A 15287-nucleotide genomic window follows, 5' to 3' on the forward strand; every position below is an offset into this window, starting at 1 on the left:
CTAACTGTGAAAATTCATGTCAAGATAAAAGAAGGGGACAGTTAGTATGAAACAAACTTCTATAAATCCGTTACTAATTGTTCTAGGTACAATCATTGTTCAAATTGGCCTTGGAACAATTTATACATGGAGTTTATTTAATCAACCCCTTGTAAGTAAGTTTGGATGGAATCTTAATTCGGTAGCGATAACTTTCTCCATAACAAGTTTTTCTTTATCATTCTCAACTTTATTTGCAGCAAAATTGCAGAAAAAATTAGGACTTCGGAAACTTATTGCTACTGCAGGAATTGTTTTAGGACTCGGCTTAATACTTAGTTCACAAGTTTCTTCCTTACCACTATTATATTTATTAGCTGGTGTTGTTGTTGGTTATGCGGATGGAACAGCTTATATTACATCACTATCTAATTTAATTAAATGGTTTCCAAATCGGAAAGGGCTTATTTCAGGTATATCTGTATCAGCGTATGGAATGGGCAGCTTAATCTTTAGATATATAAACGGAAATCTTATCGATAACCTTGGTGTATCACAAGCATTCTTATATTGGGGTATTATCGTGTTACTTTTAGTGTTAATCGGATCGTGCTTCTTACGTGAGGCAATTGTAAGTAATGCTGTAACTGAAACATTGCACAATGACTATACTCCGCGTGAAATGATGCGAACGAAACAAGTATATCTGCTATTTTTTATGTTATTCACCTCGTGTATGGGGGGGTTGTATTTAATCAGTATGGTAAAAGATATCGGTGTACAACTCGTTGGACTTAGCGCAGCAACCGCTGCAAACGCCGTTGCTATGATTGCAATTTTTAATACAGTAGGTAGAATTATTCTTGGGACGTTATCAGATAAAATCGGCCGAATGAAAATTGTCTCTGCAACGTTTATTATTATAGGATTGTCAGTCTTTACTTTAAGTTTTATTCCGCTAAATTACGGAATCTATTTTGCCTGTGTAGCAAGTGTCGCCTTTTGCTTCGGCGGTAATATAACTATATTCCCAGCTATTGTCGGAGATTTCTTTGGATTAAAAAACCATAGTACAAATTACGGGATCGTCTACCAAGGTTTCGGATTTGGTGCGCTTGCAGGATCATTTATTGGAGCGATACTCGGGGGATTTCAACCAACTTTCATTATAATCGGTGTTTTAAGTGTTATTTCCTTCATTATTTCAATATTAATCCGCCCACCAAATGTAGAAAAGAAAAAGGAACTAAAACATTTACATCGGAAAGTAGCTTGATACTAAAAAGAGTCCTAATATAGGGCTCTTTTTTATGTAGAGAGAATAGAGTTATTTAATTTAAAATGAAATGATTTGAGAAGCAATAAAGTTGTTTATTTCTTGATGAACTAAGTAGCAGATACGTAGAATATTCATATTGTTTTATAAAGGAACTAACATGTTGTTAAAAAACATTTAGAAAATTACAGTTAACCAACTTTGTGATGGAACGTTCACTTCATTCATAGATCATTATTTTCTTATAAGTTTACAATGAAAGTAGTTGGCTTATATTGATTACAACCATAATTTCTTCTGTTGTGGCATTCGCTACAACAAATATTGATGACATTTTTATACTGCTTGTTTTATTTTCACAAGTAAGAACAGAAGTAATTAGGAAAGAAGGAAGAGCTGTCCGCGAAAAAGCTATGAGAAAAAAGCTTTATATTGTTATTGGCCAATATGTAGGGTTTAGTATGATTATTTTTCTAAGTATCGTTGGGTCTTTAAGCTCTTTTTTTATTCCTGTTTCGTGGATTGGGTTATTAGGATTCGTACCAATTTATATGGGGGTTAAAGGACTATTCTCGCTTCGTTCTAACAAAAGTAATGAAGTTATTGATAACACTTCCGATTCATTATTTAAAGTAGCTGCGATTACATTAGCCAATGGAGCTGACAATATCTCAATTTATATACCAATGTTTGCTAGTCAAACTCTTGAAGCAAATATCGTTACATTAGTTATCTTTTTTTCCATGATAGCGATATGGTGTTTTATTAGCTACAAATTGATAAGAGCTCCTATTCTAGCTAAAGCACTTGAGAACAATTGTCATATTATTGTTCCAATTGTTCTAATTGGTTTAGGAATGTTCATTCTTTTTCGCAGTGATACAATTGGACTATTTCATTATTATTTAGAAAAACGGTTAAAAAGTATATAGAATTTGTTAACATTAGTATTTGGAATACAAATGCAATAAGGGCGAGGTTATTATTAATTTCAGTATTAATTGAATCAATTTTTATACTAAAACTGCAAGAACGTACTTTGGATAATCTTCCTAAGGTACGTTCTTTTTTATATCAGTAGCCTATTCTTATTAACTCCACCAATAGCAGTAAAGGCAAGACTTAACTAACTTATATATATTAAAAGGAGTTAATGGTAGAATGAATAGAAGACAGAAAATTCCTTTTATTAAAAATAGAGGAGGTACATATGAAAAAAGTTAATGTTACATACGCGATTTTGTACGATAAAACTAATGAAAAGATCTTAATGGTAAAAAACAAAGGGGAAAAATTAGAAGAAGCAGTAATTCGAGAAGTAAAAGAAGAAACAGGGTTACATATAAACGCAAACGGGATTTTTTCTATCAGTGAAGCTTTTTTCGAGGAAAGAGATCATCATGCAATTTTCTTTAATTTTCTAGGCGAAATAATCGGCGGGGAGACATATATATCAAGGCCAAAAGAAATCGAAGAGATTACTTGGATGGAATTACATAAAGCAGCACCGTATTTACGCATACCAGAACATTTACTATATTTATTACAAAAGAAAGAAACAGTACCTTATTTTTTTAATGGAACAATCGTTCATCAATCTTCATAAAAATATTATCTCATGTAAGGCGGGGAAAACATGGAGTTTATCGTTAATCACAAACAATTCACTCAAGCACTTTCAGAAGTCAACAAAGCAATATCAACAAAATCTTTAATCCCTATATTATCTGGTATAAAAATAACTGCAGATCAATCTGGAATTACTTTAATTGCAAGTAACTCGAATATTTTTATTGAAAAATTCATTCCTGTTTTAATTGAAGACGAAAAGATTGCAACTATTTTAAAGGCAGGAACTATTGTTGTACCTGCAAAGTATTTCATTGAAATAATAAAGAAAATGCCAAGTGATATAGCAATAAAAAGTAAGAATGAGCAAACTATTAAGATACAATCAGAAGAAATCACATTAAGTTTAAATGGATTTCCTGCAGATGAGTTTCCGAATGTACCCCTTATAGACAATCATGCAGAAATCAAGGTAGAGACAGAGCAATTGATTGAAGTATTTAAACAAACAGTCTTTGCGGTAGCAAAAAATGAATCTAGACCGGTTCTTACTGGGGTGCATATAGAGTTATCTAATAATAAGTTAATTTGTGCTGCAACTGACTCACATAGACTAGCGATACGCGAAACATTACTTTCCTCAGATGTAAAAGCGAATTGTATTGTACCAAGCGCAACCATTAGTGAACTTCTAAAATTAATGAACAGCAATTCGGAATTCGTATATATCTACCTTTCAGAGAGTCATATTATATTTACGCTCGGAACAACTATATTATATTCAAGACTAATTGAAGGGAAATATCCTAATATTTCTAACCTTATTCCAAATGATTTTAAAACGATTATTAACGTAGATAGAAAAAAGATATTACAAGGTGTAGACCGATCAAGTTTATTAGCAAGTGAATGGGCCAATAACAATGTTAACTTAGAAATCATAAACGAATCCACAATTAAAATTTCTTCAAACGCTTCTCAAATTGGGCAAATATCCGAAACGCAACAAATAGATGCAATTCAAGGTGAAAAACAATTAAATATATCTTTCGATGGGCGTTTTATGGTTGATGCTTTAAGAGCAATAAAAGAAGAAACGATTACTTTAAGCTTTGGCGGTTCTATGAGACCGATATTGATTGAAGCAGGAGAGCAATCTGCAGCAGTACATCTTATATCGCCAGTAAGAGCTTATTAAGGATAGAGGAAGAGATTAATAGACAAAGCAGCAATGGTAATCTGAAATACAAAGCAAAATAATAATAACCTGAATATAAAAGCCATAGATTAATCGATATGGGGTGAGTACGATGAAGAAAATAATTGTTTTACTCATGGGTATAGTTTTAATTATTTTTGCTTTTTATCAATACAACAAAAAAGACTATGCAGCTAAAAGTACTAACTTGTATGTAGAAAACTTTAAAGGGGAAAATGATTCAATAAAAATACAATCTGCTATTAATAAAGCAGAGTCTAGTAAAATTAAAACTGTATTGCTTGATGATAAAAAGTATAAAATCACGTCACCAATCATTGTTAAAAAAGGTGTGAAATTATTATTTGGTTACGGATCCCAATTTGTAGTTGAGGGAAACTTTAGAGTTTTAGAACTAGAGAAAAACGCATCCATTGAAGGAGCGTATATAACTATTGACGATCCTAAATTTAACTCTGAAGTTATTTATTTAGACGGTAAAAATAAATATTATAACACTTGGAACAAAACACAAATAAAAGATATAAATATTATCAATTGGACGGAAACGAATAAAGGTACCGGAATTTCTTTATACTCTGCTGGAAAAGAAAATGAAATTTCGTTTGTTAACTTCGAAAATATTAAAGTTGTAGGAATGGAAACTGGACTGAAATTAGTAGCGAAAAAACCGAGCACCGGACAAGCTTGGATAAATGCCAATCGTTTTATGAACTTTTCTTTAGAAGACTGTGTAAATATGATTTATATGGATAGTCAAGTAACTACGCCAAATGAAATTAGTGGGAATCAATTTACAAACCTTCAAATACAGCCTTCAAATAAAACAAAAAGCATTATACAGGTAAGTGGTCAACACAATGAATTTCATGGGATGGTGTGGGATTTAAATAAAATAAAACATGAAAACGAACTCATTGAACTGACTGATAAGAGTATGAATACAGTGGTTGAAATATCCAGTGTACCAGCAAATAGAGTATTAGATAGTGGGAGATCCAATATAGTGAAATAAGTTTAAATACAGAAAAAAGAGCGAATTCTTTATAAGAGGATTCGCTCTTTTTATATTTTAAAATTAAATTTTCTTCCACCAAGCGGATAAAGGATAGTCTGTAGATTTTAACGTAATAGATTCGCCAATTTGTGACGTTGTAATTTTAACTCCTAAACGGTTAGCTTCTTTCGTAACACGTTCTATCGGCTCACTCCATTCGTGTAATGCTAACGTAAAAGCACCCCAATGAATCGGAAGAAGTAATTCTCCTTTAACATCAATATGAGCTTGTACCGTTTCTTCAGGCAACATATGAATAGCAGACCACCTCGGATCATATTGCCCGCATTCCATTAATGTAAGATCGAATGGACCGTATTTATCACCAATTTCCTTAAAGTGAGGGGCATAACCGCTATCACCACTAAAGAAAATTTTAGTCTCTTGACCAAGAATAAGCCATGAACACCATAATGAACGATCTCTATCTGTCATACCACGTCCAGAGAAATGCCTTGCAGGCGCACATACTAACTTAATATTATCAAACGTAATTTCGTCCCACCAATTATGCTCACTAATTTTACTAGGTGAAACACCCCATTTAATAAGATATTGTGCAACTCCAGTTGGAACATAAAAGTGTTTTGCGCGATTTTTTAACTGCATAATACTTTTGTAATTCAAATGATCATAGTGATTATGAGAAATGACAATCGCATCAATTTCTTGAAGGTCATCACGTTCTAAAGAAAAAGCACCACTATAGCGTTTACTATTAAACAAAGGAAATGGGGAAGAGGCATCTCCAAACATCGGGTCTAATAACAGTTTTTTACCTTCTATTTTCAAAAGAGAAGCAGAATGGCCAAACCATGTAACACTCTCTAACGCTTCATTATCTTTATTTGATAAAACAACAGGCAAATCCTTTATAGGACGCAGCTTTGATTTCATTTTAAAGTAATCCGTCATTAAACTTATAATATCTTTCGGTTTAAAACTCATATCAGTATGAATTTGATTTGTATATTTCTTATTCATTCGTTCTCCTTTTTATGATTAACAATATACGTATGTTGTTATTGTAGCTATTTGTAGTTTAAACGAAATCATTTTACCTTTCACCTTAAATGCAGTACATTTCATAAATTTGTTAAATTCATTATTCTTATATGCAAAATAAAAACCATGTAGCAGCAGATAAAATCAATATTAAGTAGATGTAAATTGTTTTAATTTAGTAAATTTCTTCTTATAAGCAACAAAGAACGTATGTTTCGTTATATGTTATAGAAGAAGATAAGTCTCAAATTATTAAATGGAAGGAGAGGATGTAAGTGCAAATAGAGCGAAAAAAGAAATCAAAATGTAAACTATCAAAAGCTGAAATCATTCATATGTATGCAGAAGGGGAAAGTACTTCAGAAATCGCCATGCTTGCTAATGTGTCTGCAAGATATATTCGTATGGTTCTATCAGACAGCAACGTTCCAAGGCGCGCTATAGGGAGCTGGAAGAGAAAGTATGACATAACAGAAAATTATTTTAAAACGTGGTCAAATAATATGGCTTATATTTTAGGATTTATAGCAGCTGACGGCGTTATACAAAAAGAAAATCAATGCGTCAGTATATCACAAAAAGAAAGTTATATTTTAGAAGATATAAAAAAAGAATTAAACACCAACCAGCCACTTTATCAAAACAAAAAAACAGACGTATATATGCTAAACATTAATAGCAAAACAATAAAAGACGACCTTATGAACATACATGGAATCATGCCATGTAAATCATTAAATATTAAATTTCCATTCGTGCCTGAAGAATATTTACATCATTTTGTTCGTGGATATTTTGATGGGGATGGTTACGTCAAGTATGAAACGTATACAGTAAGCTTTGTAGGAGGATCATATAGCTTTATGAATTCTTTAAATCAGGTACTACAAAATCACAATTTACCAGCCGATTTACTAAATCAAAATAAACATTATCGCGTCATTTTAACCGGGAGAAAATCAATACAACTATTTTCAAATTGGATTTATAAAGACAAAGATATTTATTTGCATAGAAAATATGAAGAATTTCAGAAAGAAAGTCTAAGTCTAGATCAATTAAAAGATCGAAACCTAAAAAGAACCCAATCTGCTGTTAAGCAGAGAAAACAAAATTTCCTTAAGGAATATATGAAAAATAAATGTATCGCTAAAACTTGTTCCATTTTAGAAATAAAGGAACCAACTTTTAAAAGTTGGTTAAAAAATGATAATCAATTTAAAAAAGACTATGAAAGAATTCATTCATTATAAAAATACAAAAAACCTTAGTATATCTATGCTAAGGTTTTTAATTTGAGATTATTAGAGGATACTTATTTTCGTTTATAGAAGTTAGTAAATACATAAATCTTACAATGAATTTACTAGTAAGGGAGGGGTTATGAAGTGTTTACTAATAATATTCCGGAGAATATATTACATACAGCTTATGAAGCTAAAATGATTTTCTCTGGAGATAATTCGCCATCTATAAAAATAAAAGGAACGAAACTTCAATATTTACTTGTAATGCTTCATCTTGGATCAGTAAAGATTTAGTCTTATTGTTTAATGAAAACGATAAATCTTTAAAAGAATACTTTGCCAGCAGCAGATACTCAAAAGAAATTACTTATGAAGAGTTTTTTATCTGGTGGTATCACTTTTTCTATACAAAAGTAACTGAAGAATTAATAAAACAAGGTGTAATTATAACAAGCACAAAAAAAATCAAACGTACATAATCCATCAATAACTTTAAATTAAAGTGCTAATACACTTTTACAAATGTAGCAGCTAAATCGATAAATAATTATTAGTAAATAGAGGATAATCTGAAATCAAAACCTAACATTAAGAAAATGAAATGTTTAAAGGGGAGAAGAGCCTTGCAAAAGAAATTTATCAATCCAGAAACGATGCCACCAACTTTTGGATACTCGCATGTAGTCGAAGTTACAAACGCTAAACGAACAATTTACATATCTGGACAAGTAGCGATTAACACTGACGGTCAAATAGTTGGAATTGACGATTTAGCTACACAAACGCGACAAGTATTCGAAAATATTAAAAGTGCATTGGAAACTTCGGAATTAAAATTTAATGATGTAGTCAAATTAACATTTTTCTTAACAGATATTTCTCAAATGGCCATTGTGAGAAATATTCGAGATCAATACATTGACACTAATAATCCACCAGCAAGTTCAGCTGTAGAAGTTAGAAAGTTAATTAACGATAACTTATTAATTGAAATCGAAGCAATCGCTGTAGCAAACTAGTTATAAAAAAATATTCGTCATCATAATACAATTCGTTTAAAATGAACAGATTAAACGAATTGTATTTTTATTATTTAAAATCTAATTTATATCCGAAAATATTATTATCAATAGCTAATAAAGCGAATAAATACATAACCAATCACACATTACTAATTCGGTGGAAAAGGGGATCATAATAAACGCAACTAAAACTTAGTAAGTTTATTACTTTTTTACAGTTAACATAATATATATTATAGGCAGTTGTAGAAAGAAAGTAATTACAGGTATCAAAAACCAAGTAAACTATACTTAATGAGATGAAACAGAGATTTTTAGTGAGATTTACACAAAATCTTATCTAAACGAATTTCTACAGTTTTTATCATTTATTTTGCTATAAATCCTTCACAGCAAATTCAAATCAATAATCCATTAAGAATTATCGAATCAAAAACATTTTTGATCGACAAGAAATTTTTTATACAGAAAAATTATTGCTATACAAAATATAAATTATTATATTCATTTTATGTTTTACTTTATGAATTTGTTGCTATTTACACACGTTTTATAACTTTAGATTATTTGTTGCTATTTATGCTTGACTTTCATTACACTCATTGTTTTTTTATTCTAGTTAACATAACACTTATTTTTAAAATAAAAAAATCCTCCTCACCTTCAGGAAGATTTTTTATTTGCTATTATTTTATTTATATCTTCTAGTAACAATCCCAATTGTAAATGACATTGGAAAAATCTAGATTTAACAGCTCTTCCTTACGTATAAAGAAATTAGCAACCCCAGAATCGCCCCACATAATATTTAATGAATCGTCTGTATCAATTTGCAGCAATAATATGTCATGTTGCTGGTATTTTTCTTCCCATTCTCTCGGATCTGTCTGTGTGAAAAATGGATAACCACCAATTTTATGCCCTTGATCTTTACATAAATCATCATACAGTTCGCCTAATTCTGTATTATTTTCTTCATCAACAATTTCTTCCCAATCAATTTTATCACTAAAAATCATTTCAAATCGATAATCTCTTGGTGTTACTGGCTGATATGCCAACTCAAACTTTAGTTTTGCTGCTTCGGGTATGATAAAATTCTCTAAATCTAAAGTGTTTAAATAACTAAAATCAGTAATCACCTTAGTTAAATCCGCTGTGATTGTAGAATGATAAACAATTCGAAAGTCTTTTTGGCTTGTGGGATGATCAAAATCTGCTCCAAAAAGATCTTCTTCAGCACTTATGAAAAACTGTAACATTCCATGTTGAGGCATATGTTCAATGTTAGGTATTTCTTCAAGGTTTAACTGCGCAAGTAGCATCATAGGTTGTCCGTTTGAGTCTTTAGGATGCTCTTGATCTATAGGTAAATACGGATATCCACCAAATTTACTTTCAAAAAGCGTTGTCTCTGCTTGCGTTCCAGACACTTTAATATACGGTTTCACACTTTTTTCTAAAATACTACGATACTGTTCTAGTTCTTTCGGAATTTGAAGTTGATACGTATTCTTCATCACATTTGCCTCCCTTTAGTAATGAATTGAAAATGCCTAACTTAATTATATAGTAAGCGATAGCTTAATTGAAAATCGTTAAAAATCCATTTTCACCCTCATTTTTTGCGCGCTTGGCGGACAAAGTAAATTATGCTCTAAAACCTTTTTATTAATAGTTCGAATTAAATCCGCTGCTTCTGCCGTATTTGTATTTTCTTTTAGTCTTTCTTTTAAATCGTCAATTTCTTTTGAAAGCTCAATCCACCTAGGCAAAACATGATTATTTGCTAAAGTTCTATAAAGTTGTTTTTCAGGATTGTAAGAAAGATCTTTATCGAGATTAAGAGGTTTACCTTTACCAGGTAAATTATCAAAAGCTCCTTTCTGTTCTGCTTGTTTAACGATAGAACTAATATGATCCTCGTACGTATACGACCAAACTTTCTCATCTTTTACTAAAATCTCTTGCTTTTTTAGTTTTTTATCTAGTTCTTCTTGATTCATAGCTTCTCTCTCCTTTTTATTTTTTAGTGTCGTTTTTGTAAAATTCAATGCCCTTAATCCTTCGAATAGCTTTTCTCGCCACCACACGCTATCATGACCGCCTTGAAACTCTTCATAAGTAATTTGGTATTCCTTTTCTTTTAAAGCTTTATACAGACGTCTATTAGCCGTTAAAAGAGGTTTGTTTTCAAGTTCTCCTACTGCTATGTAAGAATAGAGATGAGTCGCATTAGAATCTATTGATTAAATTTGATTTTCAATCCAAGGAATTGCATTTTCATAATCATCTTTTTTCTAATGTACGGATCCAGACATTGACAACACATTTCCGAAAACATGTGGATTTTGAAGTGTTGCATAAAAAGCTGCTAAGCCACCAAGACTGAAACCAGCAATTGTTGTATGTTTTGCTTCTTGATGCACACGATACTTCGCCTGAATCCACGGAAGTAATTCCTCCTTGAAAAATGCATTCATTTTATCATTATAAGTTAGCTCTTCTAATCGATCGACAGGATCTATAGCAACAGCAATACAAGATGGGATTTCATTTTTGTAAATTAAATAATTAAGTGTTTTTGCGATTGGAAGGTTATGAATGAATTCTCATCAAATACAATGAGAAGTTCTTGAAGATGTGAAGTGTGAGAATAATCATGAGGCGTATAAATATGAATTTTACGTGTGTTATTTAAAATCGAACTATAAAAAGAATATGTTTCAATCTTTCCGGATGGATAATCATTTGAAGGAAAACGACTGCTATACTGCACGTCCATACCTATTTTTAACACAAACTAAAAATTGTATTAAGATGTTAGGTATCTAGTTAAGTTATTTATTAGAAAGTTTATTAATTGCTTGAATAGAAAGTTCCAACGCTTTTATTCTTCTTGTTAAAAGTGTTCTTTGCGGACTACCAGCTTTAGATTTATCATAGGCTCTCTCAATTGATGGAAGCAAGCCAGTAAGGACGTTACGAGCTTCTTCTAACTCTTCTTGGCTATACATATGATTTTCTTGCTTCCAAACGTTTTTTAGCACTGCTAATCCTAAGCAAACAGCTTTAAGTCGTTTTTTCACTAGTGTAGTATTTGCACCTTTTTGAGTCATCTGAGATAGTGCATTTTCAAGTTTACGGATTGTTGACTGTAAAGACTGTATAGATTCTACTTTATCTACATTTGATACGTTTTCCATATTAAACCTGTCCCTTCTTCGTTTCTAAATTAGTTTTCTTGATATTTGATAATACCATTTAGAAGCGAATTTTACTCGAAATATTTGAGTTGGACATGAATTGAAAGGAAAACAGCTAACAAGCTTCTATCTCCTCCCTCTTACATATTCTATATGTACTTCTTTTTTCTCGTTAAAATACCTACATGGACAAGGTGTTAATATTGTATATTTTATGAACAAAAAACGTACAAGCAGCATCACTTGTACGTTTTAATTTTTATTCAGTAAGATAATAAAGTAATAGCTTACGGGTCTTTTCATAATTTATGAAATCTCTATATAAAATGGGATAATTCATAATCTCTGTTTCTAGAAAACGATATTGCGGAAACCACTCAAAAAACGATTTTCTTAGCCACTTAATTTGATTAAACACAATCTCCTGTTCATTATTATTAAGCACGTAACTTAAAGTACCTGCTGTATGCATCCAATAATAATTTAAATCAGCGCTTATACAATCATCTTCTGTAAACGTATTATTAAAATCTTTTCTTATTTTTCGAATGTCACAATTCGGAAACGGTTTATACAGTGGACTAGGCATGTTCTGCAATTCATTAAAAATAACCTTTTTACCTACCCCCCTTTATTTCTCTAGCCAATTTAATAAGTTTTCATAATGATATTGAGCATCGATATACCCAAGATTATATAAATTAACGAGCTTTTCCTTATTTCTTTCTATTCCGCTTATAGGAAGCTGTACACTTGGTTGAATTACATAAAAATTATCTTTTTGTTCTTCTTGATTCATATAAGATATCGTCTCGTTATAAAAACGATAATGGTCTACTAAATTCTCTGCGATTTTCGGATATTTTCTATATAGAATTTTAGCTAGACCAGAAAATTTATTTCGCTGCTTCTCGTATCCTTCTGGCTTTGTCATAATTACAACGTTCTTTTCATAACCATCAGTTTGAGCTTTTAAAACTGGTATAGGATCTATAATTCCTCCATCTAGTAATTTTCGATTATTATATTCTACAGCAGGTGCTATAAACGGCACAGAGCTGGATGCACGGATGATTTTTAAAATATCATTTCCATGTTCTTTTTTATTATAATAAACAGCTTGTCCTGATTCGCAATCAGTCGTCCCTATAACAAATTGTTCATTACAGTTTAAGAAAGTTTGAAAATCAAATGGAACAATTTTATTAGGTACTTCATCAAATAAAAAGTCCATTCCAAATAATTCACGTTTTCGAATTAAATTTCGATAAGATATATACCTGTAATCTGATACTAGCTCTGTATTTACTTTCTTATTTCTCCCTTGTTGACGCGACAAATAGGTTGCTCCCATACAGGCTCCAGCTGATACGCCGACTACATACGGAAAGAATAAGTTCTTTTCCATGAAATATTCGAGTACACCTGCAGTATATAAACCTTTCATTCCTCCGCCCTCTAATACTAAACCGATATTCTTCATTCTATATCCCTCTGCTTCTTTTTTCTTAATTTCATATTAGCATAAGATTTTAAGATGAGGTTATATAAACTAATTACAACAATAACCAGAAACTACTAAAGTAATGTGATAATATCTTTGTGAGTAACATGTTACAATATAAGTAATTCATTCCACATATATTAAAGGAGGAATTTAATATGGGTTTATTTAGCGGTATTTTAGGAAATGCATCAAATACGAGTTCTGAAAGTGTAGAACGTGATTTAGAGAAGATTATGCTAGACGATGAAAAAGTAGAGCATGCTTATAAATTAATTCGTGATCTAATCGTATTTACAAATCGTCGTCTTATATTAGTAGATAAACAAGGAGTAACTGGCAAAAAAACAGAATACCATTCTATTCCTTATAAAAGTATTACACAATATAGCATCGAAACGGCTGGGCATTTTGATTTAGATGCAGAACTTAAAATTTGGGTGTCTAGTATGGAGGAACCAATTACGAAAGAATTTAAAGGTGACGATAGTATTTTAAGCATTCAAAAAGCGCTAGTAACCTTTACGACAAAGTAGTGGTTTTTGTATCTTTATTCATTTTCAAAATTACTAACCCGAGTATTTTGGAAGAACATACATTATTTTTGTATATTTAATCTAAAATAACATAAAAAGGTAAAGCGTATTTTAAATGCTTTACCTTTCTTTTTTGTAATAAACAAGTGTAGTTTTATCATTTAATTTCTTTATTACTTCTGTTCTTTTATACCCCATTTTCTCGTATAGAAAACAATTTCTTTCTTCTTCTAAAATCGTAGCAAGTTCAAAACTTCGTGCTTCTGGAAACATTTCTTCGATTAAAATAAGTACCTTCTGAGCAATTCCTTTCCCTTGATAGATTGGATGAATAAACATTGGACTAATCCAAAATTTATAAGGTAGTTCTTTTTGGGATATACATATCGCTCCAACAAGTTTCGAATCTATTATCATCTTATAAAAATTACTGCTGGGATTATTTATTCTAAAAATAGTTTTTTCAATAGATTCATTTGCTGGATTTGTTTCATAGTCTTTATATTTATGTAATAAAGAGCTAAATGAGTCTATTTGCATTTGAAATATAACTTCTGCATCAGTTTCTGTCGCCTTCTCTAATATAATCTCCATGTTACCAATTTAGACGCTTTCTTAAAGAAGTAATATGAGCTGTATGGTGACGACCATGCCATGCGTATAGTCCTATTGCAACAGCAAGTTTTGTTTCACCAGTTTCAGGATGGTTAAATGTCTTTTCTAAATCTTCAATTTCTAGAGAATATAAAAGATTAACCCATCTTTTATGTAATGAATCTAGCATTACTAGTGAAACATCTACCGGTAATTTTGAATCAGGTAACTCTGCCCACTTCTCTTCTTTATACGGCTTAATAGTTGGATTCTTTTCTGTCAGTGCTAATTTAAAGCGTATGTAGCTATTCATATGGCTATCAACGACGTGATGAACTACTTGACGTACAGTCTAACCTCCAACGCGATATGGTGTATCTAACTGCTTCTGATCTAAATCTTTAATTGCCCTTGTTAGTTCATTAGGTAAATCTTCAATTTCTTGAATCCATGTATCAATCATTTCTTCAGTTATAGGACGTTTGTATGTAAATTGGCCAATTGGATAACGTAAATCATTCATGAATAAGTCCTCCTTATTATAAGTGTGAAGTATTTCTCCAAATATAGTGCACAAACTTCACATGTTCTCCATTTAATTCTACAGATGTTATATCTGATTCGTTTTGATAAGAAGAAAATCCGCTTTTTTCTAGTACAATTTGTGATGCGAGATTATTAGTCGTTGTTTTAGCATAAACTTCAGTAATTTCATTATTTTTCGCTACATCTAAAATTAATTTTACGGCTGCTGTTGCAACTCCTTTTTTAGTAAATTTTTCTCCGACACGATACCCGAGCGAACTAATTCGAGTTTCCGTATCTATATCTACTAAATTGATTCGCCCTACAATTTCTTTTTCTTCATTACGAATTAAATAAAAATAAGAATCCCCATCTGCCTGTTCTATTAATAAATCGTCTAGTAGTTTTTGGAAATATTCAAATTCAAAATATTTCGAGCCACGATTTGGTACCATTGTTTCAAAAAAAGATTTATTTGTAAGTTCAAACGTAAATAAATCCTTAGCATCTTGTTTCTTTAGTTGCTCTATGTATATTTCCATTCCGTA

17 protein-coding genes and 3 pseudogenes are annotated in these 15287 nt (G+C 31.1%); 10 read left to right on the forward strand and 10 right to left on the reverse strand.

Going from position 1 to position 15287, the window contains the following annotated elements; translation table 11 throughout:
• Positions 1–46 precede the first annotated feature (46 nt).
• From MHB52_RS13700 to MHB52_RS13720, 5 genes are all read left to right on the forward strand, one after another.
• Positions 47–1255 (forward strand): L-lactate MFS transporter, encoded by a 1209-nt coding sequence (locus tag MHB52_RS13700; protein ID WP_000815127.1) that lies wholly within the window; start codon positions 47–49, stop codon positions 1253–1255.
• A gap of 275 nt (positions 1256–1530) precedes the next feature.
• The gene (locus MHB52_RS13705) at positions 1531–2187 is read left to right on the forward strand and encodes a cadmium resistance transporter (RefSeq protein ID WP_016118021.1); all 657 of its coding nucleotides are present in this window, start codon (positions 1531–1533) and stop codon (positions 2185–2187) included.
• A 278-nt stretch (positions 2188–2465) separates the two neighbouring features.
• Positions 2466–2861, forward strand: coding sequence for an NUDIX hydrolase (locus MHB52_RS13710; protein ID WP_061664603.1), 396 nt, complete (start codon positions 2466–2468; stop codon positions 2859–2861).
• Positions 2862–2891: 30 nt separating this feature from the next.
• The gene (gene dnaN, locus MHB52_RS13715; RefSeq protein ID WP_061664601.1) at positions 2892–4022 is read left to right on the forward strand and encodes a DNA polymerase III subunit beta; all 1131 of its coding nucleotides are present in this window, start codon (positions 2892–2894) and stop codon (positions 4020–4022) included.
• A 112-nt stretch (positions 4023–4134) separates the two neighbouring features.
• Complete coding sequence (locus MHB52_RS13720) at positions 4135–5058, forward strand: hypothetical protein (RefSeq protein ID WP_000721088.1); 924 nt, start codon at positions 4135–4137, stop codon at positions 5056–5058.
• A gap of 63 nt (positions 5059–5121) precedes the next feature.
• On the opposite strand, the gene MHB52_RS13725 is transcribed toward MHB52_RS13720, so the two are convergent.
• Entirely contained in the window at positions 5122–6084 is a 963-nt protein-coding gene (locus MHB52_RS13725; RefSeq protein ID WP_061664598.1) for an MBL fold metallo-hydrolase, read from the reverse strand.
• Between the two features lie 296 nt (positions 6085–6380).
• Between MHB52_RS13725 and MHB52_RS13730 the strand changes: the two genes are divergently transcribed.
• From MHB52_RS13730 to MHB52_RS13745, 4 genes and pseudogenes are all read left to right on the forward strand, one after another.
• A complete protein-coding gene (locus MHB52_RS13730; protein WP_044797668.1) occupies positions 6381–7358 on the forward strand; it encodes an LAGLIDADG family homing endonuclease in 978 nt (325 codons plus the stop codon).
• A 135-nt stretch (positions 7359–7493) separates the two neighbouring features.
• Complete coding sequence (locus tag MHB52_RS13735) at positions 7494–7646, forward strand: hypothetical protein (RefSeq protein WP_002005131.1); 153 nt, start codon at positions 7494–7496, stop codon at positions 7644–7646.
• A pseudogene (locus tag MHB52_RS13740) lies at positions 7631–7842 on the forward strand (hypothetical protein); the annotation flags it as partial. The gene MHB52_RS13735 and the pseudogene MHB52_RS13740, both read left to right, overlap by 16 nt.
• Before the next feature lie 133 nt (positions 7843–7975).
• Complete coding sequence (locus MHB52_RS13745) at positions 7976–8371, forward strand: RidA family protein (protein ID WP_001169714.1); 396 nt, start codon at positions 7976–7978, stop codon at positions 8369–8371.
• Positions 8372–9078: 707 nt separating this feature from the next.
• Here the strand turns inward: MHB52_RS13745 and MHB52_RS13750 are convergent.
• The 6 genes and pseudogenes from MHB52_RS13750 to MHB52_RS13775 all read right to left on the reverse strand — a co-directional run bounded on the left by MHB52_RS13750 (position 9079) and on the right by MHB52_RS13775 (position 13063).
• Complete coding sequence (locus MHB52_RS13750; protein WP_000799812.1) at positions 9079–9894, reverse strand: YwqG family protein; 816 nt, start codon at positions 9892–9894, stop codon at positions 9079–9081.
• Between the two features lie 78 nt (positions 9895–9972).
• Positions 9973–10380 carry a DnaJ family domain-containing protein gene (locus MHB52_RS13755; RefSeq protein WP_016118025.1) on the reverse strand — a complete coding sequence of 136 codons (408 nt, stop codon included), beginning with the start codon at positions 10378–10380 and terminating at the stop codon, positions 9973–9975.
• 24 nt (positions 10381–10404) lie between these two features.
• Positions 10405–11174: pseudogene (locus MHB52_RS13760) on the reverse strand (alpha/beta hydrolase); the annotation flags it as partial.
• A gap of 40 nt (positions 11175–11214) precedes the next feature.
• Positions 11215–11580 carry a hypothetical protein gene (locus MHB52_RS13765; protein WP_061663034.1) on the reverse strand — a complete coding sequence of 122 codons (366 nt, stop codon included), beginning with the start codon at positions 11578–11580 and terminating at the stop codon, positions 11215–11217.
• A 259-nt stretch (positions 11581–11839) separates the two neighbouring features.
• The gene (locus MHB52_RS13770; RefSeq protein ID WP_016118026.1) at positions 11840–12169 is read right to left on the reverse strand and encodes a YxiJ-like family protein; all 330 of its coding nucleotides are present in this window, start codon (positions 12167–12169) and stop codon (positions 11840–11842) included.
• Positions 12170–12211: 42 nt separating this feature from the next.
• Complete coding sequence (locus tag MHB52_RS13775; RefSeq protein WP_000789288.1) at positions 12212–13063, reverse strand: patatin-like phospholipase family protein; 852 nt, start codon at positions 13061–13063, stop codon at positions 12212–12214.
• A 179-nt stretch (positions 13064–13242) separates the two neighbouring features.
• On the opposite strand from MHB52_RS13775, the gene MHB52_RS13780 reads away from it, so the two are divergent.
• Positions 13243–13620, forward strand: a complete 378-nt coding sequence (locus MHB52_RS13780) for a PH domain-containing protein (protein WP_000522476.1) — start codon at positions 13243–13245, stop codon at positions 13618–13620.
• A gap of 120 nt (positions 13621–13740) precedes the next feature.
• Here the strand turns inward: MHB52_RS13780 and MHB52_RS13785 are convergent, their stop codons facing one another.
• The 3 genes and pseudogenes from MHB52_RS13785 to MHB52_RS13795 form a co-directional block, all read right to left on the reverse strand.
• Positions 13741–14214: a GNAT family N-acetyltransferase gene (locus MHB52_RS13785; RefSeq protein WP_000402627.1), complete on the reverse strand. Its 474-nt coding sequence runs from the start codon at positions 14212–14214 to the stop codon at positions 13741–13743.
• A gap of 1 nt (position 14215) precedes the next feature.
• Positions 14216–14737 (reverse strand): annotated as a pseudogene (locus tag MHB52_RS13790) (YfiT family bacillithiol transferase).
• A 16-nt stretch (positions 14738–14753) separates the two neighbouring features.
• On the reverse strand, positions 14754–15281 hold the full coding sequence (locus MHB52_RS13795) for a GNAT family N-acetyltransferase (protein ID WP_000409244.1): 528 nt from the start codon (positions 15279–15281) through the stop codon (positions 14754–14756).
• Between the last annotated feature and the right edge of the window lie 6 nt (positions 15282–15287).

Source organism: Bacillus sp. FSL K6-0073 (assembly GCF_038006085.1).
In the GTDB taxonomy this organism is placed as follows: Bacteria; Bacillota; Bacilli; order Bacillales; family Bacillaceae_G; genus Bacillus_A; species Bacillus_A cereus.